Source organism: Variovorax sp. PAMC26660 (assembly GCF_014302995.1).
GTDB lineage: Bacteria > Pseudomonadota > Gammaproteobacteria > Burkholderiales > Burkholderiaceae_C > Variovorax.
Map to the genome: position 1 here is coordinate 6,521,785 of NZ_CP060295.1, position 19,422 is coordinate 6,541,206.

20 protein-coding genes are annotated in these 19,422 nt (G+C 66.3%); 7 read left to right on the forward strand and 13 right to left on the reverse strand.

Annotated features, from left to right (window positions below; genetic code table 11):
* Positions 1-5: 5 nt before the first annotated feature.
* From cysW to H7F35_RS30600, 6 genes are all read right to left on the reverse strand, one after another.
* On the reverse strand, positions 6-908 hold the full coding sequence (gene cysW, locus H7F35_RS30575; protein WP_187110248.1) for a sulfate ABC transporter permease subunit CysW: 903 nt from the start codon (positions 906-908) through the stop codon (positions 6-8).
* A 1-nt stretch (position 909) separates the two neighbouring features.
* Positions 910-1,797 (reverse strand): sulfate ABC transporter permease subunit CysT, encoded by an 888-nt coding sequence (cysT, locus tag H7F35_RS30580; protein WP_187110249.1) that lies wholly within the window; start codon positions 1,795-1,797, stop codon positions 910-912.
* On the reverse strand, positions 1,798-2,823 hold the full coding sequence (locus H7F35_RS30585) for a sulfate ABC transporter substrate-binding protein (RefSeq protein ID WP_187110250.1): 1,026 nt from the start codon (positions 2,821-2,823) through the stop codon (positions 1,798-1,800).
* The gene (locus tag H7F35_RS30590; RefSeq protein WP_187110251.1) at positions 2,820-3,395 is read right to left on the reverse strand and encodes an RBBP9/YdeN family alpha/beta hydrolase; all 576 of its coding nucleotides are present in this window, start codon (positions 3,393-3,395) and stop codon (positions 2,820-2,822) included. The genes H7F35_RS30585 and H7F35_RS30590 overlap by 4 nt, the downstream gene beginning before the upstream one ends.
* A 19-nt stretch (positions 3,396-3,414) precedes the next feature.
* The gene (locus H7F35_RS30595; RefSeq protein WP_187110252.1) at positions 3,415-4,056 is read right to left on the reverse strand and encodes a peroxiredoxin; all 642 of its coding nucleotides are present in this window, start codon (positions 4,054-4,056) and stop codon (positions 3,415-3,417) included.
* Positions 4,057-4,133: 77 nt separating this feature from the next.
* Complete coding sequence (locus H7F35_RS30600) at positions 4,134-5,102, reverse strand: LysR family transcriptional regulator (RefSeq protein WP_187110253.1); 969 nt, start codon at positions 5,100-5,102, stop codon at positions 4,134-4,136.
* Between the two features lie 131 nt (positions 5,103-5,233).
* Here H7F35_RS30600 and H7F35_RS30605 point away from each other — a divergent pair, with 131 nt between their 5' ends.
* Complete coding sequence (locus H7F35_RS30605) at positions 5,234-5,881, forward strand: FMN-dependent NADH-azoreductase (protein ID WP_187110254.1); 648 nt, start codon at positions 5,234-5,236, stop codon at positions 5,879-5,881.
* A 75-nt stretch (positions 5,882-5,956) separates the two neighbouring features.
* Here the strand turns inward: H7F35_RS30605 and H7F35_RS30610 are convergent, their stop codons facing one another.
* From H7F35_RS30610 to H7F35_RS30625, 4 genes are read right to left on the reverse strand one after another with little or no spacing between them, the layout of a single operon-like run.
* Entirely contained in the window at positions 5,957-6,514 is a 558-nt protein-coding gene (locus tag H7F35_RS30610) for an NADPH-dependent FMN reductase (RefSeq protein ID WP_187110255.1), read from the reverse strand.
* Positions 6,515-6,558: 44 nt separating this feature from the next.
* Positions 6,559-7,290, reverse strand: coding sequence for an amino acid ABC transporter permease (locus tag H7F35_RS30615; protein ID WP_187110256.1), 732 nt, complete (start codon positions 7,288-7,290; stop codon positions 6,559-6,561).
* On the reverse strand, positions 7,281-7,991 hold the full coding sequence (locus tag H7F35_RS30620) for an amino acid ABC transporter permease (protein ID WP_222622061.1): 711 nt from the start codon (positions 7,989-7,991) through the stop codon (positions 7,281-7,283). The genes H7F35_RS30615 and H7F35_RS30620 overlap by 10 nt, the downstream gene beginning before the upstream one ends.
* Before the next feature lie 22 nt (positions 7,992-8,013).
* On the reverse strand, positions 8,014-8,850 hold the full coding sequence (locus tag H7F35_RS30625) for an ABC transporter substrate-binding protein (protein WP_187110257.1): 837 nt from the start codon (positions 8,848-8,850) through the stop codon (positions 8,014-8,016).
* A 204-nt stretch (positions 8,851-9,054) separates the two neighbouring features.
* On the opposite strand from H7F35_RS30625, the gene H7F35_RS30630 reads away from it, so the two are divergent.
* The 4 genes from H7F35_RS30630 (at position 9,055) to H7F35_RS30645 (ending at position 12,967) form a co-directional block, all read left to right on the forward strand.
* Positions 9,055-10,038, forward strand: a complete 984-nt coding sequence (locus tag H7F35_RS30630) for an aliphatic sulfonate ABC transporter substrate-binding protein (protein ID WP_187110258.1) — start codon at positions 9,055-9,057, stop codon at positions 10,036-10,038.
* A 13-nt stretch (positions 10,039-10,051) separates the two neighbouring features.
* Complete coding sequence (gene solA, locus H7F35_RS30635) at positions 10,052-11,272, forward strand: N-methyl-L-tryptophan oxidase (RefSeq protein ID WP_187110259.1); 1,221 nt, start codon at positions 10,052-10,054, stop codon at positions 11,270-11,272.
* Between the two features lie 71 nt (positions 11,273-11,343).
* A complete protein-coding gene (gene panE, locus H7F35_RS30640; RefSeq protein WP_187110260.1) occupies positions 11,344-12,276 on the forward strand; it encodes a 2-dehydropantoate 2-reductase in 933 nt (310 codons plus the stop codon).
* Positions 12,277-12,280: 4 nt separating this feature from the next.
* Positions 12,281-12,967, forward strand: a complete 687-nt coding sequence (locus H7F35_RS30645; protein ID WP_187110261.1) for an Asp/Glu/hydantoin racemase — start codon at positions 12,281-12,283, stop codon at positions 12,965-12,967.
* Here H7F35_RS30645 and H7F35_RS30650 read toward each other — a convergent pair.
* Positions 12,954-14,309: an NAD(P)/FAD-dependent oxidoreductase gene (locus H7F35_RS30650; RefSeq protein WP_187110262.1), complete on the reverse strand. Its 1,356-nt coding sequence runs from the start codon at positions 14,307-14,309 to the stop codon at positions 12,954-12,956. The two genes, H7F35_RS30645 and H7F35_RS30650, sit on opposite strands and share 14 nt — an antisense overlap.
* Positions 14,310-14,541: 232 nt before the next feature.
* Here H7F35_RS30650 and H7F35_RS30655 point away from each other — a divergent pair, with 232 nt between their 5' ends.
* Positions 14,542-15,507, forward strand: a complete 966-nt coding sequence (locus H7F35_RS30655) for an alpha/beta hydrolase family protein (protein WP_187110263.1) — start codon at positions 14,542-14,544, stop codon at positions 15,505-15,507.
* A gap of 161 nt (positions 15,508-15,668) precedes the next feature.
* Positions 15,669-16,463 carry a GyrI-like domain-containing protein gene (locus H7F35_RS30660; protein WP_261803421.1) on the forward strand — a complete coding sequence of 265 codons (795 nt, stop codon included), beginning with the start codon at positions 15,669-15,671 and terminating at the stop codon, positions 16,461-16,463.
* A gap of 66 nt (positions 16,464-16,529) precedes the next feature.
* Here the strand turns inward: H7F35_RS30660 and H7F35_RS30665 are convergent, their stop codons facing one another.
* Together H7F35_RS30665 and H7F35_RS30670 are read right to left on the reverse strand one after the other, a co-directional pair.
* Positions 16,530-18,410, reverse strand: coding sequence for a family 2A encapsulin nanocompartment cargo protein cysteine desulfurase (locus tag H7F35_RS30665; protein ID WP_261803724.1), 1,881 nt, complete (start codon positions 18,408-18,410; stop codon positions 16,530-16,532).
* Positions 18,411-18,473: 63 nt separating this feature from the next.
* The gene (locus H7F35_RS30670) at positions 18,474-19,406 is read right to left on the reverse strand and encodes a family 2A encapsulin nanocompartment shell protein (RefSeq protein ID WP_013541112.1); all 933 of its coding nucleotides are present in this window, start codon (positions 19,404-19,406) and stop codon (positions 18,474-18,476) included.
* Between the last annotated feature and the right edge of the window lie 16 nt (positions 19,407-19,422).

A 19,422-nucleotide genomic window follows, 5' to 3' on the forward strand; every position in this document is an offset into this window, starting at 1 on the left:
CTCTCTCAGGCCGCCGTGGGCTCGGGCGGACGTTCCGGCGGCAGCTCGGCAATGGCCTTCATCTCGCGCTCGTGGCGCCACTCGATGACCGACTTGATCACCAGCGTAACCAGCGCCAGGATCGCCAGCAGCGAAGCCACGGCGAAGGCGGCCACCGACTGGTATTCGTTGTAGAGCACTTCCACGTGCAGCGGCATGGTGTTGGTCTGGCCGCGGATGTGGCCCGACACCACCGACACCGCGCCGAACTCGCCCATGGCGCGCGCATTGCACAGGATCACGCCATACAGCAGGCCCCACTTGATGTTGGGCAGCGTCACGCGCCAGAAGGTCTGCCAGCCGGTCGCGCCCAGCACGATGGCGGCCTGCTCTTCGTCGGTGCCTTGTGCCTGCATCAGCGGAATGAGTTCGCGCGCGATGAACGGAAAGGTCACGAACACGGTGGCCAGCACGATGCCGGGCACGGCAAAGATGATCTTGATGTCGTGCTCAGCGAGCCAGGGGCCGATCCAGCCCTGTGCACCGAACACCAGCACATAGATCAGGCCCGCCACCACTGGCGACACCGCGAACGGCAGGTCGATCAGCGTGGTGAGGAAGGCCTTGCCGCGAAACTCGAACTTGGCGACCGCCCAGGCCGCGGCCACGCCGAACACGAGGTTCAGCGGCACCGTGATGGCGGCCGTGATCAGCGTGAGGCGGATGGCGCTCCAGGCGTCGGGTTCCTTCAGCGCTTCAAGATAGGCGCCGACGCCCTTGCGCAATGCCTCGGTTGCCACGGCCGCCAGCGGCAGCACGAGGAACAGGAACATGAACGCGAGCGCAATGCCGATCAGCAGCCAGCGCACCCACGGTGCTTCGGTGGTGCCGGCCTGTGCGCGGCGAATGACTTTGGAAGGTGCGCTCATGTCAGGCTCCTGCGCGGCGGCGCTGCCATGCCTGCAGGCCGTTGATGACCAGCAACAGCACGAAAGAGATGACCAGCATCACCAGCGCGACGGCGGTGGCACCCGCATAGTCGTACTGCTCCAGCTTGCCGATGATGATGAGCGGCGTGATCTCCGAAATCATCGGCATGTTGCCGGCGATGAAGATCACCGAGCCGTATTCGCCGATGGCGCGCGCGAAGGCCATGGCAAAGCCGGTCAGCAGCGCGGGCGCAATGGACGGGAAGATCACTCGCGTGAAGGTCTGCAGCCGCGTCGCGCCAAGCGAGGTGGCGGCTTCTTCAAGCTCCTTCTCGGCATCTTCGAGCACCGGCTGCACCGTGCGCACCACGAAGGGCAGCCCGATGAAGATCAGCGCAATCACGATGCCCGCCGGCGTGAAGGCCAGCTTGATGCCGTGCGGCTCCAGCAGTTGGCCGATCCAGCCATTGCCCGCGAGCAGCGCGGTCAGCGAAATGCCGGCCACAGCGGTCGGCAATGCGAACGGAAGGTCGACCAGCGCATCGACGATGCGCTTGCCCGGAAACTTGTAGCGCACCAGCACCCAGGCCACGAGCAGGCCGAACACGGCATTCACCAAAGCCGCGATCAGCGAGGCGCCGAAGGTCAGCCGGTACGAGGCCATCACGCGCGGCGCGGTCACGGCCACCCAGAACTGGTCCCAGTTCAGCGTGAAGGTCTTGAAGACCAGCGCCGACAGCGGGATCAGCACGATCAGGCAGAGATAGAAAATCGAGAAGCCGAGCGTGATGTGAAAGCCCGGCAACACGCGCTTGTTGCCCCTTGCCCGATTGGCACGCGAAAGCGGCGCTCCCGCGGACGGGAGCGCCGATGAAACAGCGCCGCTCATTTACTTCGCGCCAGGCGTGTAGAGCTTGTCGAACTGACCACCGTCATTGAAGTGCACCTTCTGCGCTTCGCCGAGGCTGCCGAACAGTTCTTGCACGGTGAAGAGCTGCAGTGGCTTGAAGGTCGATGCGTACTTCTTGAGCACGGCTTGCGAACGCGGACGCAGCGCATGCTTGGCGGCGATTTCCTGCGCTTCTTCAGAGTAGAGCCAGTCGAGGTAGGCCTTGGCCAACTCGCCCGTGCCCTTCTTGTTGACGGTGCGTTCGACCACAGCGACCGGGTTCTCGGCCACGATGCTGATCGACGGATAGATCGAATCGACCTTGCCGGTGCCGAACTCGCGGTCGATCGACACCACTTCCGACTCGAAGGTGATCAGCGCATCGCCGATGTTGCGTTGCAGGAAGGCGGTGGTGGCGTCGCGGCCGCCGCGTGCCAGCACGGGCACGTTCTTGAAGAGCTTGCCGACGAACTCGGCGGCCTGCGCATCGGTGCCGCCCTTCTTCTTGATGTAGCCCCAGGCCGCAAGGTAGGCGTAGCGCCCGTTGCCGCCGGTCTTGGGGTTGACGATCACGACCTGCACGCCCGGCTTGACCAGGTCGTCCCAGTCCTTGATGCCCTTGGGGTTGCCGTTGCGAACGAGGAACAGCATGGTCGACGTGGTCGGCGATGCGTTGTCGGGGAATTTCTTGGTCCAGTCCTTCGCGACCACACCGGTGTTGGCGAGGAAGTCGATGTCGGTGGAGGTGTTCATGGTCACCACGTCGGCATCGAGGCCGTCGGCCACGGCACGTGCCTGCGCGCTGGAGCCGCCGTGCGACTGGTCGATCTTGACGTCCTTGCCGGTGACCTTCTTGTAGTGCGCAACGAAGGCCGCGTTGTAGTCCTTGTAGAACTCGCGCGCCACGTCGTACGAGGCGTTCAGCAGCGACGTGCTGGACGAACCTTGTGCAAAGGCGCTGCTGCCGGCGAGTGCGGAGGACGCCAGCGCGAGCACGGCGACGAAGGTCTTGATTCTGGAAGTCATGTAGTGGCCAGGTTTTCTGAAAATTCACGACCCGCCGACCAGGCGGCGGGTTCGTCGGTCAACGATTGCAGCAGGGCCAGGCCGAGCGGCCAGTCTCCGTGCCCCGAATCGATATTGATGTGGCCCGCATTCTGCATGCGCACGAACTCGCTGCCCCAGGCGCGGGAATAGGCACCCGCAAGACGGATGGGGCAATAGGGGTCGTTGCTGCTGGCCACCACGATGCTGCGGTACGGCAGCGCTGCGTAGGGCACGGGCGCGAAGTCCGACAGCACCGCGCGGCGCTCGGGGTCGGCCGGAGCCACCAGCAGCGCTCCCTGAATACGGGCGGCCGCAGCGGCCGGCAGGTGCGCCGTGGCGATGCAGCCCAGACTGTGCGCCACGATCACGACCGGGCCTGTGGTGTCGAGCACCAGCTTGGCCAGCGTCGACACCCAGGCGTCGCGCTTGGGCGAAGCCCAGTCGTCCTGCGCCACCCGCGCAGCGCCCGGAATGCGCGCTTCCCACAGGCTCTGCCAATGGCCGGGCCCGGAGTCGCGCCAACCAGGCACGATGATCACGCGAGTGTTCATGGCGGATGAGGCCTGCGGCTTACTTGTTGGGCTGCGGCGTGATGCGCAGGTAAGGCTTGACGGCCTTGAAACCCTTGGGGAAGCGCTCTGCCAGCTCGGCCGGGTCCTGGATGCTCGGCACGATGACCACGTCGTCGCCGTCTTTCCAGTTCACGGGCGTTGCCACCTTGTGGCTGTCGGTGAGCTGCAGCGAATCGATCACGCGGATGATCTCGTCGAAGTTGCGGCCGGTCGATGCCGGGTAGGTGATGGTGGTGCGAATCACCTTCTTCGGGTCGATGATGAACACGCTGCGCACCGTGGCCGTGGCCGAGGCGTTCGGATGGATCAGGTCGTACAGGTCGGCCACCTTGCGATCGGCGTCCGCAATGATCGGGAAGTTGACCGTGGTGTTCTGCGTCTCGTTGATGTCGCTGATCCACTCCTTGTGCTTGGTGGCCGGATCGACGCTCAACGCGATGGGCTTGACGCCGCGCTTGGCGAATTCGCCCGACAGCGCCGCGGTCTTGCCCAGTTCGGTGGTGCACACGGGCGTGAAATCGGCCGGGTGCGAGAAGAAAACGATCCAGGAGTCACCGGCCCACTGGTAGAAGTCGATGGGGCCTTCGCTGGAATCCTGGGTGAAATTGGGGGCGGTGTCGCCGAGTCGCAAAGTTGCCATGGTCGCTCCTGAATGGATGGGAGCCTTGGATTGTGCGAACCCCGGCAAGGATGACAAACGAATATCTACTTGTTTGGTTATGGCATTTTCCGCATAACGGGATGTGAATCGCAGGGTTCCCCGTCCGGCCTCAGCAAAGGTGCACCCTCGACGCCCTGCAGGTGCTCGAACAGGAAATCGATCAGCCGCCGCACTGCCGGCACCAGCGCCCGCCGCGGCGGGAACACCATGTGCGCAACGGCCTCCTCCGGTCGCCAGTCGCACAGCACCTTCACCAGCCGGCCCGCCTCGATGTCGGCAGCGCACATGTAGCCCGGCAGCAGCGTGGCGCCGATGCCGGCGATCGCGGCGAGCTGCAGCGTCGCGATGTCGTCCGCCACGTAGCGTGGCGTGTGCACATGCACGCGGCTCACGCCATTCGGACCCGTGAGCCGCCACTCGCTACGGCCCTCGCCGTTGACCGACATCGTCATGGTGTCCAGCCGCGCAAGGTCGGCCAGCGTTGCCACCGGCCCCTGCCGCTGCATCAGCGCCGGACTGGCCACCAGCACCCCGCGGCCGGTGCCCAGGATCTTCGCCACCAGCGTCGCGCTTTCCTCCACGACGGGCCGCACCCGCAATGCGATGTCGAAGCCTTCCTCGATCGGGTCGACCGGACGGTTGATGACCCGCACGTCGACCCGCACCGCCGGATAGCGCTCCATGAACATCGGCAGCAGCTGCGACACCCCGCTGTACGCCATCGTGATCGGAACGCTCAGCCGCACCAGCCCGCTGGGCTCGGTCTGCACCTGCGCCACCGCCTCGGCGGCCGCCTGCGCCGCATCGCGCATGGCGGCTGCGTGCCGCAGGTAGATCTCGCCCGCCGGCGTGAGCGACAGGCGCCGGGTGCTGCGCTGCATCAGTTGCACGCCGAGCCGTTCTTCCAGCTCCGCCACCCGGCGCGACAGGCGCGACTTGGGAATGCCCAGTGCCCGGCTGGCGGCAGCGAAGCCGCCGCGTTCGGCCACTTCGGCGAAGAAAACCATGTCGTTGAGGTCTTGCATGGCGTCGATTGTCCTGCAATCAGGACGATCTATGCAAATTTTGGCTACTTATCAATCACTCGACTCAAAAATAGAATTCTCACATCGCCGGCCACTTTGAGTGCCGACACCCTCACTTGAAAGTGAACGACATGAAGCTGCTCCACATCGACTCCAGCATCCTCGGTGCCTATTCGACCTCCCGCCTGCTGACGGCGGAGACCGTGGCCGCCTGGAAGGCGGCACACCCCGACACCACCGTCGAGTACCTCGACCTCGCCGTTGACGCCCCTTCGCATTTCAGCGCGGACGCCATCGCCATCAAGACCGGCCCGCAGGCCGAGCCCACCGAAGCCCAGCAACGCGAGAACGCGCTGTCGGAAAAGCTGGTGAGCCAGTTCCTCGCGGCTGACGTGGTCGTCATTGGCGCACCGCTCTACAACTTCTCGATCCCGACCCAGCTCAAGGCCTGGATCGACCGCCTCGGGCAGGTCGGCCGCACCTTCAAGTACACCGAAACCGGCCCCGTGGGCCTGGCCGGCGGCAAGACGGTGATCGTGGCTTCGAGCCGCGGCGGTGTCTACTCGACCAGCGATTGGGGTCAGGGCGCCGAGCACCAGGAGAGCTACCTGAAGGTGGTCTTCGGTTTCTTCGGCATCACCGACGTGCGCATCGTGCGCGCCGAGGGCGTGGCAATGGGCGACGAGCCCAAGGCGAACGCACTGGCTGCCGCGCGCTCCGACATCCTGGTGGCGACGGCCGAAGCCGCGAATCAGAAGGACGTCGCCCAGGTCGCCTGACCCCGGGTTTGCGCCAAAAACAAAGCCGCCCTTCGAGGGCGGCTTTTTTCTTGGGGCTGATCGTCCGGAAGATCGTCAGGCAGCCGAATGGCTCTTGACCCAGGCCACGTACTTGTCCATCCACCCCTGGAGGAATTTCTTCGAGCCTTCGTTGCCGATGTGGCCCTTGTCGTCGAACAGGTCGTCCTTGGCCTGCAGGAACACTTCGGGCGCGCCAAGCGTGGGCACATCCAGGTAAGCCAGGATGTTGCGCAGATGCTGCTGCGCCAGTGCGGTGCCGATGGCCCCCACCGAGATACCCACCACGCCCGCCGGCTTGCCGCCCCAGGCGTTCTGGCCATAGGGACGCGAGGCATGGTCGATGGCGTTCTTCAGCACGCCGGGAATCGAGCGGTTGTATTCGGGCGTCACGAACAGCAGGCCCTGCGCCGCAGCAATTTCGCTCTTGAGCCGCTTGACTTGCGGCGCCTGGTTGCCGTCTTCGTCCTGGTTGTAAAGCGGCAGGTCGTCGATGCGCAGATGCTCGAAGGTAACGTCCGACGGTGCCAGGTGCGCGAGCGCCAGAGCCAGCTTCTGGTTGTACGAATCCTTGCGAAGGCTGCCGACGACGACGGCGATCCGGGTTTGGGCCATGGGTGAAACTCCTTGAAGTGAAGAGGTCGAAATGACGAACGCGATTATGCGAACCGCTCAAGACCTTTTCCCGAAAAGTTCTTGCGTTCCAGCACGCTCCGTTGCGCGCGACGCGCAAGCCCGTTCGCCAGGCGGTCGAGCCCGGTGCACAGCAGCCAGTAAATGGCGCCCACCAGCATGAATATCTCCGCCGGGTAGACCATCGTTCGCGCATTCACCTGCGAGGCCACGAACGACAGCTCGCCCACGCCCACGATGTAGGCCAGCGAACTGTCCTTCACCAGCGTCACCCACTGGTTGATGAACGACGGCAGCATCATCCGCAGCGCCTGCGGCAGCACAATGAAGCGCAAGGCGCCCCAGCGCGTAAGGCCCAGCGACAGCCCGGCCGCCCATTGCCCCGCACCAATGCTGCGAATGCCCGCGTGCACCGCATGCGCCAGATAGGCGCCGCCCACCAGCGACAGCGCGCACATCACCGACAGCACGCCCGGCACGCTGATGCCCAGCGCGAATGGCAGCAAAAAGTAGGTCCAGAAAATCAGCATCAGCACCGGGATCGCGCGAAAGAACCCGAGCACCAGCGTGAGCGCGGTCTTCAGCCAGCCCTGCGCGGTCGCCAGCCCGATGCCCCACGCCAACCCCAGCACCGCCGAGGCGATGCCCGACCCGGCACTGAGCAGCACGGTGAGCGCCGCACCGCCGAGCTGCCCGCTGGGGAACGCGCCCCACAGCAGGTACGGCAGGCTGTCCCACAAGGTCTCGATCACGGCCATGCCGCCCTCCCCGCCGCCGGTGCCTGCCGCCGCGCCGCCCACGCGGCCAGCACCTCGATGGCGCCGATGGTCACGATGTACAGCAGCGTCGCGAAGCCGAAGGCCTGGAAGGTCTTGAAGGTCTCGGCCTCCACCTGCCGCGATGCATACGACAACTCGACCAGCCCCACCGCCATCGCGAGCGAGGTGTTCTTGACGATGTTCATGTATTGCCCCAGCAGCGGCGGCAAGGCGATACGCAGTGCCTGTGGCAGCACCACATGCGCCAGCACCTGGGCGCGCGTGAAGCCGAGGGCGGACGCCGCCAGCGTCTGGCCCACAGGCACGCCGCGAATGCCCGAGCGGATGTCCTCACCCACATAGGCTGCCGCATACAGCGTCAGCCCGACAAGCGCCGACAGCAGCTCGAACGACAGCACATGCCCCGCATAGAGCCATTCGCGCACAGCCTCGGGCAGCACGCTCGGCGCACCGAAGTACCAGAAGAAAAGCTGTACCAGCAGCGGCGTGTTGCGAAACAGCGAGACATACGCGCCCGTCGCGCGCAGCAAGGAGGGGCTGCCAGACGAGCGGCCCGCCGCGATGACAACGCCGAGCGCCGTGGCGCCCGCTGCCACCAGCAGCGAGGTCCACAGCGTCGTCAGCCAGCCGTCGAGCAGCCAGCCCAGGTAGCGAGGCGCGAGCAGTTGCTCGCGCAGCAGATCGATCAAGGTCGCATCGACTTCAGTTGGCGGCAGCGACGCGCTGGTCGCCGATCTTCAGCAGGCGCGGCAGCGGTGCCTTGCTGTTCGGGCCGAACCAGGTGTCGTAGATGGCCAGCGCGCGGCCGTTCTTCTCGCTGTCGACCAGCCAGGTGTTCAGCGCTTCGAGCAGGCGCGTCTCGCCCTTGGGCACGGCCGCGCCGAGGTATTCCTTCGACACGGTGATCGCCGGGATCTCGTACTTCTCCTTGTCGGGAATCGCATTCCACTGGGCCGTGAGCTTCACGCCGTCGTTGGTGATGGCCTGCACGTTGCCGTTGCGCAATGCGGCCAGCGCGAAGGGCGAATCGTCATACAGCACGACCTTCGCGTCGGGGTAGTTCTTGCGCAGGTTGGCTTCCATCGTCGTGCCCTTCTCGGTGCCGATGCGGATGTCCTTGATCTGCGCGGCATCTTTCAGCACGCCCTTCTTCGCCAGAAACTGCTGGCCGACCAGGAAGTACGGCGTGGTGAAGTCGACCGCCTTGGCCCGCTCGTCGGTGATGGTGAAGCTCGCGAACACCACGTCCACCTTGCCCGAGGTCAACAACGGAACGCGGTTGGCGGGGTTGGTCGGCACCAGCTCGATCTTCACGCCCAGGCTCTTGGCGAACTCGGTCGCCAGGTCGATGTCGTGGCCCACCTGCTTCTTGCTGGTCGCGTCGATGTAGCCAAAGGGCGGGTTGCCATCGAAGGCGGCCACGCGCAGCACGCCGGCCTTCTTGATGTCGTCGAGCTTGTCGGCCCATGCGGTGCCGCCGAAGGAAAGAAAGCCTGCGGCCAGCGCCAGGCTTGAAACGATGAATGTGCTGCGGGTCATGTGCCTGCTCTTCAAAATGGAAAGCCGCGACTCTAGGCAGCGCGTGCATCGGCGCCAACGAAGCAAATCCCGCTTGCATATGAACCTGTGACTTGCGCATGAGCTAATGCGAAAAGCTTCGTGGTGCGATGGCGTTGGAACTTCTACATTCGCCGGCCTCTCGCCAACTCTTCCTTCAAGTCCGCGCGCCTGCGCGGCAGTTTCATGAATCCCATCCATTCGTTCACGCCCGCCCTGTCGCGGCGCCTGCTGCTTCGCGCCGGTGTCGGCGCCGCGGCCACTGCCGCCGTCGCGCCGCTCTTCGCCCAATCGCGTGCCAAGACCCTGCGCATCGGCTACCAGAAGTTCAACACGCTCAACATCCTCAAGGGCACCGGCCAGCTCGAGAAGGCGCTCGAACCCACCGGCGTGAAAGTCGAGTGGGCCGAGTTCCTAGGCGGCAGCCAGTTGTCCGAAGCATTGGCCGCCGGTGCCATCGACTTCGGCCATGCCTCCGACGGCATCGGCGTGTTCCAGCAGGCCAGCGGCAAGGGCCTCGTGTACCTCGCGGCGGAAAGCCCCTACCCCGGCGGCGTCGGCTTCCTGGTGCCGCGCGATTCGCCGATCCGCAGCGTGCGCGACCTGAAGGGCAAGCGCGTCGTCACCGGTCGCGGCTACAACACGCAGTACGTGCTGATCCGCGCGCTCGAAGCCGCGGGCTTGCGCTATGAAGACATCGAGGCGGTCTACATCACCACGGCCTCCGACACCGTGGCGGCCTACCAGTCGGGCAGCGTTGCGGCCATCGGCCTGTGGGACCCGTTCCTGGCCGGCGCGCAGATCGCGACCGATTCACGCCTGCTGTTCGACGGCACGGGCCTGAGCGGCAACCGCACCTACCACTTCGCGCAACCCGGCTATGCACGTGCCAACCAGGACATCCTGCGCACCGTGTTCGCGGAACTGCGCAAGGCCAATGAATGGGCGCAGGCGCACTCGGGCGAGGTAGTGTCCACGCTGTCGCCGCAGCTCAAGGTCGAGCCCAAGGTGCTGGCGCTCGCGACCGAACGGCGTCAATATGGCGTGGTCGCGCTCACGCCCGCCATTGCGAAGGAACAGCAAGGCCTGGCCGACGTGTTCGCGCAGCTCAAGCTCATTCCCAAACCCATCGAGGTGAAGGACGCCTTTCTGGACCTGAACCTCGTCTGAAACGCCTGCTCACGTGACCACGTCTTCCCACTACGACGTCATCGTCGTCGGCCTTGGCGCCCTTGGCGCGGCCACTCTCTACCAACTCTCGCAGCGCGGCGTGCGCGTGCTGGGCATCGACCAGTTCGCGCCGCCGCACGACCAGGGCTCCTCGCACGGCGACTCGCGCATCACGCGGCTGGCCGTGGGCGAAGGCGACGACTACGTGCCCTTCGTGCAGCGCTCGCACGCGATCTGGCGCGAGCTCGAAGCCCGCACCGGCAAGCCGCTGATGACCACCACGAGCGGCCTGATCCTCGCGCCGCGCGACCGCGTGGCCGAGCACCACGGCAAGGCCGACTTCGTGCGCCGCACCATCGCCTGCGCCGAGCGCTTCGGCATCGCGCACGATGTGCTCGATGCGGCCGGCATCCACGCGCGCTTTCCGCAGTTCAAGCTGCAGGGCAACGAGATCGGCTACCACGAGCACGACGCCGGCTTCGTGCGGCCCGAGGATGCCATCGGCGCCCAGCTCGCCGTGGCCCGCGCCTCGGGCGCACAGACCCGCACCGGCGAGCGCGTGCAGTCCGTCGAACCCGTGGGCAATGGCGACACGGTGCGGGTTCGCACCGACACGGCCAGCTTCACGGCCGACCGAGTGGTGGTCGCGGCCGGCGCGTGGCTGCCCGAATTCCTCGGCCGGCAGGCCCGCGCCGACTGGCAGGCCAATTTCTCCGTGCACCGCCAGGTCATGCACTGGTTCGATGCAGGCAGCGCCGCCGCCGACTTCGCGCCCGGCCGCTTTCCCATCTTCATCTGGATGTTCGGCGACGCGCAGGAAGACTACATGTACGGCTTTCCGGCCTCCGACCCGTCGCAGCCGGCGCTGAAGGTCGCGACCGAGCAGTACGTCGACGCCACCACGCCCGACACGATCGACCGCACAGTGAGCCCCGAGGAAACCGCCGCGATGTACCGCCTTCGCGTGGCCGGCCGCTTTCCGCAGATCGATGGCCGCGCCCTCAAGGCGCGCGCCTGCATGTACACCGTGACGCCCGACCGCAGCTTCGTGATCGACGCGCTCGACGGCCTGCCCAACGTGCTCATCGCCTCGGCCTGCTCGGGCCACGGCTTCAAGCACTCGGCCGGGCTGGGCGAAGCCGTTGCCGAGCACGTGCTGGGCCGCGCCAGCTCGCACGGCCTCGACCTGAGGCCTTTTGCCCGACAGCGGTTGCTGGAGAAGGAAACAACCTAGAGCAGCCGCGCCCGTTCCCGGGCATCATCGCTCCCGATCTTTCTTTGTTTCGGTTTCAGGAGCGATGCGCGATGAGATTTCTGGTGGTGGGTGCGGGCGCACTCGGTGGCTATTTCGGCGGTCGGCTGCTGGAGGCGGGGCGCGATGTCACCTTCCTGCTTCGCCCGCGCCGCGCGGCGCAGCTCGCGAAGACGGGGCTGGTGGTGCAGAGCCCTTTCGGCAACCTGCAACTGCCGGCGCCGGCGCATGTGCTGGCCGAGGACATCAAGGCGCCCTTCGACGTGGTCGTGGTCGGCAGCAAGGCCTATGACCTGGAGGCGACCATGGATTCGTTCGCGCCAGCAGTCGGCCCGAACACCCTCATCCTTCCGCTGCTCAACGGCATGAAGCACATCGACCGGCTGGTCGAGCGCTTCGGCTCGGAGCGCGTGCTGGGCGGCCTGTGCATGATCTCCGCCACGCTGGACGACGAGGGCCGCGTGCTGCACCTGAACGACATGCACGGCCTGAGCTACGGCGAACGCGCCGGCGGCCGTTCGGCCCGTGTCGACGCCATCGCGGCCCAGTTCGCGGATGCGACCTTCAATGCCACCGCCAGCGAAACCATCATGCAGGACATGTGGGAAAAGTGGGTCTTCATCGCCTCGGCGGCGGGCCTCACGAGCCTGATGCGCGCGTCGATCGGCGACATCGTGGCGGCCGGCGGCGAAGACGTGGCGCTGTCGATCTTCAACGAATGCTGCGCAATCGCTGCGCACAACGGCTTCGCGCCCCGCCCCGCCGCCATCCAGCGCGGCCGCGCGGTGGTGACCACAGCGGGATCGCCGATGACCGCGTCGATGTACAAGGACATCGTGCGCGGTGCGCAGGTCGAGGCCGACCACATCGTCGGCGACCTGCTGGGCCGCGCACCGCGTGGCGACTCGGCGGTGCCATCCGTGTTGCGCACCGCGTACGTCCACCTCAAGGCCTACGAGGCCAAGCGCGCCCGCGAGGCCGCCTGACACCATGGGCGACACGCTCGCTTTTCTCCACACGGCACAGGTGCACGTGCAGACCTTCGGGAGCCTCGCGCGCGAGATCGCACCCGAGTTGAGCATCCAGCACCTGGTGATGGAAGACCTGCTGGCCGATGCCCGCACGCTCGGCGTCGACAACGCCGGCCTGGTCACGCGCGTGCACGAGGCCATGCGTGAAGCCGCGTCGGACGGCGCTCTGGTGGTCGTGTGCACCTGCTCGACTATCGGCGGCATTGCAGAAAAGACGGCCACCGGCGGTGCTTTTACCGCACTGCGCATCGACCGGGCCATGGCCGACCGCGCGGTGCGCAGCGGGCCCCGCGTGCTGATCGTCGGTGCAGTCGAAAGCACGCTGGACCCGACCCGGTCCCTCGTTCTTTCAGCCGCCACACAGGCCGGCGTCGGTATTCGTGCAAGCACGCTGCTGGTCGAAGAGGCCTGGGTGCATTTCCAGGCCGGCGACATCGCGCGCTATGTGCAGACGCTGGCCGAATCGATCCGCGCCGCTGCCAGCGCCTCCGACGTGATCGTGCTGGCGCAGGCCTCGATGGCGCCGGTGACGGCCCTGTTGGGAGACCTCGGCATCGAGGTGCTCAGCAGCCCCGGGCTGGGCACCGCGCACGCGGTGGCCACGCTGCGCGCCTCGCGCACCGCGTGGAATCTCAGTCCGACTTGAGGATCGTCTCGCCCTTCAACGCACCCATGTCGCGGGTGTTGAAGCGGTGCCGCTTCCAGCCGGCCCAGGTGCGGCGGAAGTTGGCGATCGAGATGCCGTAGTACAGCACCTTGAACATGCGCAGCGCGCCCCACATCGGCGTGCCCTTGTAGATGTCGCCGGCCAGCAGCGACATCAGCGCTTCCTTCACCCGGAACGGATTGCCCGGGTGCATGAACATGTCGCGGATGGTCGGGTTGGTCACGCGGTAGATGAACCACGAGTATTCGCTCGGGCCCTTGCGCATCATGGCCTCGAAGGCCTGGCGCGTCGCGGGCATTTCCGCCGGCCGGTCGAGCGCAGTGGCCACCAGTTCGGCGCCGTCGAAGGCGCTGTGCATCGCAAGGTACACGCCCGACGAGAACATCGGGTCGATGAAGGTGAAAGCGTCGCCCAGCAGCAGATAGCGGTCGCCGGTGGCGTGCGTGCTCGAGTACGAGAAATTGCCAGTGGCATGCACCGCGTCGTCGACCAGCGTGGCGTTCTTCAGGCGGTCCACCAGCACCGGGCAGGTCGCGATGGTGTCGTAGAAGAATTCCTTCAGCGGCTTGTCGCGCGTCTTCAGGTAGTAGGGCCAGCAGACCGCGCCCACACTGGTGGTGCCATCGGCCAGCGGAATGAACCAGAACCAGCCATGCGGGAACCAGCAGATGCTGATGTTGCCTTCCTTCTTGCCTTCGAGCCGCTCGGCATTCGTGAAGTGGCCGAACAGCGCGGTGCTGTTGTGGTCGGGGTTCTTTTCCTTGCAGCGGAATTTGTTGGCGAGCAGCGTGTCGCGCCCGGTGGCATCGACCACGAAGCGGGCACGCCAGTTGCGCTTGGCGCCGTCGTCCATCTCGGCTTGCACCGTGGCGCCGTCGGCGTCGAATGCCACGTCGCGCACCTTGCAGCCTTCGATGGCCTGCGCGCCGCGCGTGGCGGCATTGCGGAACAGCATCTCGTCGAGCTCCGAACGGCGCACCTGCCAGGCGGAGTCCAGCGACTTGTCCCAGCCCTCGCCAAACTCCACGTAGCTGCGGTGCTCGTGTTCGGGCGAGACGAACTCGATGCCGAACTTGGGCATGCCGATCTTCTCGACCTGGTCGCGCACGCCGAGCTTCTCGAACAGTTCGACATTCGCGGGCAACAGCGATTCGCCGATGTGAAAGCGCGGGTGGTGTGCCTTTTCCAGCAGAACGATGGTGCGGCCTTGTTGTGCGAGCAGCGCCGCGATCGTCGAGCCGGCAGGGCCGCCACCGATCACGAGCACATCGCAGGAGGCATCGGCACTGGCAGGAACGGGGGAATCTGCGATCGGGGGCATTCGTGTGAGGCTCGTGATTGACGGTGCCGCACAGCATAACGCGGCAAGAAAAACGCTCTGGCGCCACCGCGACAAACTGGCCAGAGCGGTGCATTTGCGCAAAGTCTGCTAAGTACGCGGCGGCCCGGATCGGCACACTGGCCGCCATGACAACCCGTGCCGTTGCGGTCGGCAGACGCGCCACGCCCGCCACGCGACCCGGCCTTTGCTTTCTCTCTTGCCAGGACCCGCCATGCCCCTTCTTCGCCTGCTCTTGCTAACGCTCTACTGCCTCGCGGCGCCCTTCGCCCAGGCCGCCGGTTTCACCACCATCGAAGTGCCTGCTGATGCGCAAGGCCCGACGCTGCGCGGCGCCGTGTGGACGCCCTGCGCCACGCCCGCCACCAAGGACTGCCCGGTCGCCGGTGCGCAATTGCCGTTGGTCGTGGTATCGCACGGCTATGGCGGCTCCTTCCTCGGTCACCAGGACACGGCGCAAGCCCTGGCCGATGCGGGCTTCGTGGTCGCGGCCATCAGCCATTCGAGCGACAACTACCAGATCCGCGGCGGCCCGAACGACAGGATTTCCGCGCTAGCGACGCGCACCACCGACATCAAACGGCTGATCGACTACATGCTGCAGCAGTGGCCGTCGCGCAGCGCGCTGGCGGCCGACAGGATCGGCTTCTTCGGTTTTTCCAGGGGCGGCTACACCGGCCTCGTGCTCGGCGGTGCCGTGCCCGATTTCGAACGGCTCCCGCCGCTGCCTTCGTCCAACTGCGCATCGGCACCCACGAGCCCGCTGTGCACGCTGATGCAGGAGCGCTTCAGAGAGCTCCTGGCCACACCGCTGACGCATGACGCGCGCATCAAGGTGGCGGTGATCGCCGACCCGTTCAGCCCCGTCTTCGACGCCCAGGGCCTGAAGAACGTGACCCTTCCGATCCAGCTTTGGGCCTCCGCCTACGGCGGCGACGGCGTCACACCGGAGAGCGTGGCCGCGGTTCGCCGCAACCTGCCCGCACCGCCCGAATGGCACGTGGCGGACAAGGCTGCGCACTTCGGCTTTCTGCCGCCCTGCTCAGCCACACAGCTCGCGGCCAAACTGGAGATCTGCAACGACGAACCGGGCTTCGACCGCGCGGCCTTTCATGCCACCCTCAACGCCAAGGTGGTGGAATTCCTCAAGCGGCATCTTCTGCAGGCGGCCAACTCCTGAGGCCAAGGCGCGCCAGTCTTTCGTGTTGGCCGGCAGCCTCGCCACCGGTAGGCAGGCGCGGCCCTGGCGCCATAGCGCAAGAACGGCTAAGTACGTTACGCCTGAAAGCGGCACACTCACCCTCATGAGAACCCTGCGCGCCGAAGAGAACTACCGGGCCCGTGGCCCGTGTGGTCGCGGCCATCGTGGCAGACCCGATGGCGGAGCACCGCCTCGAAGACCTCGCGCGGCTGGCGCATTTCTCGCCTTTTCACTTCCACCGCGTCTACAGCAGCATCGCCGGCGAAACGGTGGCCGCCACGGTGCGTCGCGTGCGACTGGCGCGCGCGACGCAGTTGCTCGAAGAAGGCCGCCAGAGCGTCACGCAGGTGGCCCTGGAGGTCGGTTACGACAGCCCGCAAGCCTTCTCGCGGGCCTTCGGCCACTTCACCGGACAGTCGCCGCGCGAGTTCCAGCAGCACATGCAGCGCATGGCGCCCGAGGCCGGCTGCACCCAGGCCCTGGTGCGGATCGTCGAGCGGCCCGCGCAGCAAGTGCAGGCCTTGCGCCACCAGGGGCCGCTGTCGACCATTCCGCACACGCATCGCCGGCTGCGCGCCTACGCCGGCGACCGGGTCATGTCGGCCTGGTTGGGTGTTTCCTGCGGCGAGGGCGCCGATCCTGGCGATTACCGGTACTACGCCGCGGCGGCATCACCCGAGCCTTGGCCCGCCCACGTGAAGCTCGAAACGCTGGACTTGCCGGGCGGCCACTACGCGCTGCACTGCCTGGTCGGCCCTTATGCCCGCATCAACGCAGCCATCAACGCGCTGTATGCCCGCTGGCTGCCGGGCAGCGGCTACGAGCCGGACGACCGGCCCATGCTGGAGCACTACCTGAACTCGCCCCGGCAGGTGTCGCAGGCCGAGCTGCACACGGACCTGCTCATTCCCATCCGCTCTGCCGGCGTGCCTTGAGTTGGCATCGGCCCGACGCGGATCGGCGACGGGCCTTTGAAAGCTGCCAGGGCGAACGAGCCGCCCCTAACCCGCGCGGCGCTGGGCAGCCAGCCGGCGCACGACGGCCACGAGCCGGTCGATCTCGTCGAAGGTGTTGTAGAACGCCAGCGACGGCCGCACCGTGGCTTCGACACCGAAGCGCCGCAGGATCGGCTGCGCACAGTGATGTCCCGTGCGGACCGCGATGCCTTCTTCATTGAGCGCCTGGCCCACCTCTTCGGTGCTGTAGCCATCGAGCACGAAGGACATCACGCTGGCCTTGTCGGCTGCCGTGCCGATCAGCCGCACACCCGGGATCGCACCGAGTTGTGCCATGCCGTAGACCAGCAGGTCGTGCTCGTAGCGCGCGATGTTCTCGATGCCGACCTTGTTGACGTAGTCGACGGCGGCACCAAGACCCACGGCGTCGGCAATGTTGCCGGTGCCGGCCTCGAACTTGTTCGGGATCGGCTGGAACACCGTCTTCTCGAAGGTCACGTCGGCAATCATGTTGCCGCCGCCCTGCCAGGGCGGCATGTCTTCGAGCACTTCGCGCTTGCCCCAGACCACGCCGATGCCGGTCGGGCCGAACACCTTGTGGCCGGAGAACACGAAGAAGTCGGCACCGATGTCCTGCACGTCGACCCGCATGTGCGAGACCGACTGCGCACCATCGACCAACGCTTTCGCGCCCGCGCGATGCGCCAGCTCGACGATCTCCTTCACCGGCACCACAGTGCCCAGCGCATTCGAGACCTGCGTGACGGCCACGATCTTCGTGCGGTCGTTGAGCAGCTTGCGGTATTCGTCGAGCAGCACCTGCCCCGAATCGTCCACCGGAATCACGCGCAGCTTCGCCCCCTTGGCGGCAGCAAGCTGCTGCCAAGGCACGATGTTGGCGTGGTGTTCGAGGTTGGAAACGATGATCTCGTCGCCTTCGCCCACATGCTGCCCACCCCAGCTCTTGGCCACGAGGTTGATGGCCTCGGTGGTGCCACGCACGAAGATCACTTCTTCGACTTCGGGCGCATTGATGAACTTGCGAACGCGCTCGCGTGCACCTTCGTAGGCATCGGTCGCACGTGCCGCGAGTTCATGCGCGGCGCGGTGGATGTTCGAGTTTTCGTGTGCGTAGAAATGCGCGATGCGATCGATCACCGATTGTGGCTTGTGCGTGGTGGCTGCGTTGTCGAACCACACGAGCTGCTTGCCGTTGACGCGTTCCTGCAGGATCGGGAAGTCGCGCCGCACGGCATTGACATCGAACGGCGGATGCTGGCCGCTGCCGGCCAGCGGCACCGCCTCCGGGCCACGCGGGTCTGGCTTGGCCGGCGTGACGAAGCCGTTGGGCAAGCGCACCGCATCGACAAAGTAGAACTGCGCATCGCGACCGGCTGGCGCCGAAGGCGGACTCGGTGGCAATGCCGGCTGAGTCACGGGTGCTGCAAAACCAGCGAACGGGTCATGAATCGCGACGCCATCGCTGGCACCCGCCGACGGATGACCGTAGCTGTTGTTCAGGAAGTAGAACGGCGATGCCGCTGCTTGCGGCGCCACAGGCGCATTGACCTGCTGCGGCACACCCAGCACCGTGCCACCCAGGCGCGGCTCGAAAGCCGGCGCCACGGACAGCACGTTGTCCGGCACGCCATTGCCCGCCACCGCATGCGGCAGCAAGGCAGGCGCACGGTTCGCGAGCGACGGCAACTGCGTCGGCGATGCCGGCAGCACATTCGCGCCTGGAATCTGCCCTTGCGGGATCGGCGTGCCCGGCACGCTCGGCCCGAAGCCGGCGGGGCTCACCAGTGGTGAGCCCGGCGGTGCAATGTTGGCGGGGAATTGCGCGCCCGGTACCAGGCCGCTCGCCACGCCCGGCAGCGACGTGGGCGGCGTGCCCGGCCGCTCGGAGAACATGGCGCTGGCCATGCGCGCGAGGATGGCCGGATCGAACGGCGCCTCGCCCGGAATCGAAGGGGTACTCACCGCGGCTTACTTGTAGGTGTCGGGATAGTCGTGGTACTTGCCGATCTCGACGTCGTCGAGCACCGCCAGTGCGTCGGTGGTCAGCACCGCGAGCGAGCAGTACAGCGAGATCAGGTACGACGCAATCGCGTGGTTGTTGATGCCCATGAAGCGCACCGACAGCCCCGGGCTCTGTTCGCCCGACAGCCCCGGCTGGAACAGACCCACCACGCCCTGGCGCTTGTCGCCCACGCGCAGCAGCAGGATCTTGCTCTTGCCATCGGCCACCGGCACCTTGTTCGACGGGATCAGCGGAATGCCGCGCCAGGTGATGAACTGCGAACCGAACAGGCTCACGGTCGGCGGCGGCGTGCCACGGCGGGTGGCTTCACGGCCGAAGGCGGCAATGGCCAACGGATGCGTGAGGAAGAAGGCGGGCTCTTTCCAGACCTTGGTCAGCAGCTCGTCGAGGTCGTCGGGCGTGGGCGCACCGGTCAACGGGAAGATGCGCTGTTCGTCGGTCACCTGGGCCAGCAGGCCGTAGTCGGGGTTGTTGATGAGCTCGCTCTCCTGGTTCTCCTTGATCGTTTCGATCGTCAGGCGCAGCTGCTCCTTGATCTGGTCGTGCGGGCTGCTGTAGAGGTCGGAGATACGGGTGTGCACGTCGAGCACGGTGCTCACGGCGTTGAGGTAGTGCTCGCGCGGGTTTTCTTCGTAGTCGACGAAGGTGCGCGGCAGTTGGTTTTCTTCTTCGCGCGAGGTGCAGGTGACCTTGATCGACTCGGGATTCTTGACCTTGTTGACGCGGTAGATACCCGCTTCCACCGGCACCCATTGCAGCAGGTGCGTCAGCCAGCGCGGGCTGATGGTCTCCAGCTGGGGAACTGTCTTGGTGGCATTGGCTAGCTGGCGTGCGGCGTTGTCGCCAAGGGCGGTGGTACCACCGACTGTTGCGCTCATGGATCAAGGCTCCTGT

Bases quoted from the DNA above. Each gene is read 5' to 3' on its own strand.
- H7F35_RS30605 (WP_187110254.1), top strand. From the start codon at position 5,234: ATGAAGCTGCTCCACATCGACTCCAGCATCCTCGGTGCCTATTCGACC.
- H7F35_RS30600 (WP_187110253.1), bottom strand. From the start codon at position 5,102: ATGCAAGACCTCAACGACATGGTTTTCTTCGCCGAAGTGGCCGAACGC.
- panE (WP_187110260.1), top strand. From the start codon at position 11,344: ATGAGATTTCTGGTGGTGGGTGCGGGCGCACTCGGTGGCTATTTCGGC.
- H7F35_RS30670 (WP_013541112.1), bottom strand. From the start codon at position 19,406: ATGAGCGCAACAGTCGGTGGTACCACCGCCCTTGGCGACAACGCCGCA.
- H7F35_RS30625 (WP_187110257.1), bottom strand. From the start codon at position 8,850: ATGACCCGCAGCACATTCATCGTTTCAAGCCTGGCGCTGGCCGCAGGC.
- H7F35_RS30665 (WP_261803724.1), bottom strand. From the start codon at position 18,410: ATGGCCAGCGCCATGTTCTCCGAGCGGCCGGGCACGCCGCCCACGTCG.
- H7F35_RS30595 (WP_187110252.1), bottom strand. From the start codon at position 4,056: ATGGCAACTTTGCGACTCGGCGACACCGCCCCCAATTTCACCCAGGAT.
- cysT (WP_187110249.1), bottom strand. From the start codon at position 1,797: ATGAGCGGCGCTGTTTCATCGGCGCTCCCGTCCGCGGGAGCGCCGCTT.
- H7F35_RS30615 (WP_187110256.1), bottom strand. From the start codon at position 7,290: ATGGCCGTGATCGAGACCTTGTGGGACAGCCTGCCGTACCTGCTGTGG.
- H7F35_RS30585 (WP_187110250.1), bottom strand. From the start codon at position 2,823: ATGACTTCCAGAATCAAGACCTTCGTCGCCGTGCTCGCGCTGGCGTCC.
- H7F35_RS30610 (WP_187110255.1), bottom strand. From the start codon at position 6,514: ATGGCCCAAACCCGGATCGCCGTCGTCGTCGGCAGCCTTCGCAAGGAT.
- H7F35_RS30645 (WP_187110261.1), top strand. From the start codon at position 12,281: ATGGGCGACACGCTCGCTTTTCTCCACACGGCACAGGTGCACGTGCAG.
- H7F35_RS30590 (WP_187110251.1), bottom strand. From the start codon at position 3,395: ATGAACACTCGCGTGATCATCGTGCCTGGTTGGCGCGACTCCGGGCCC.
- H7F35_RS30630 (WP_187110258.1), top strand. From the start codon at position 9,055: ATGAATCCCATCCATTCGTTCACGCCCGCCCTGTCGCGGCGCCTGCTG.
- H7F35_RS30650 (WP_187110262.1), bottom strand. From the start codon at position 14,309: ATGCCCCCGATCGCAGATTCCCCCGTTCCTGCCAGTGCCGATGCCTCC.
- H7F35_RS30655 (WP_187110263.1), top strand. From the start codon at position 14,542: ATGCCCCTTCTTCGCCTGCTCTTGCTAACGCTCTACTGCCTCGCGGCG.
- cysW (WP_187110248.1), bottom strand. From the start codon at position 908: ATGAGCGCACCTTCCAAAGTCATTCGCCGCGCACAGGCCGGCACCACC.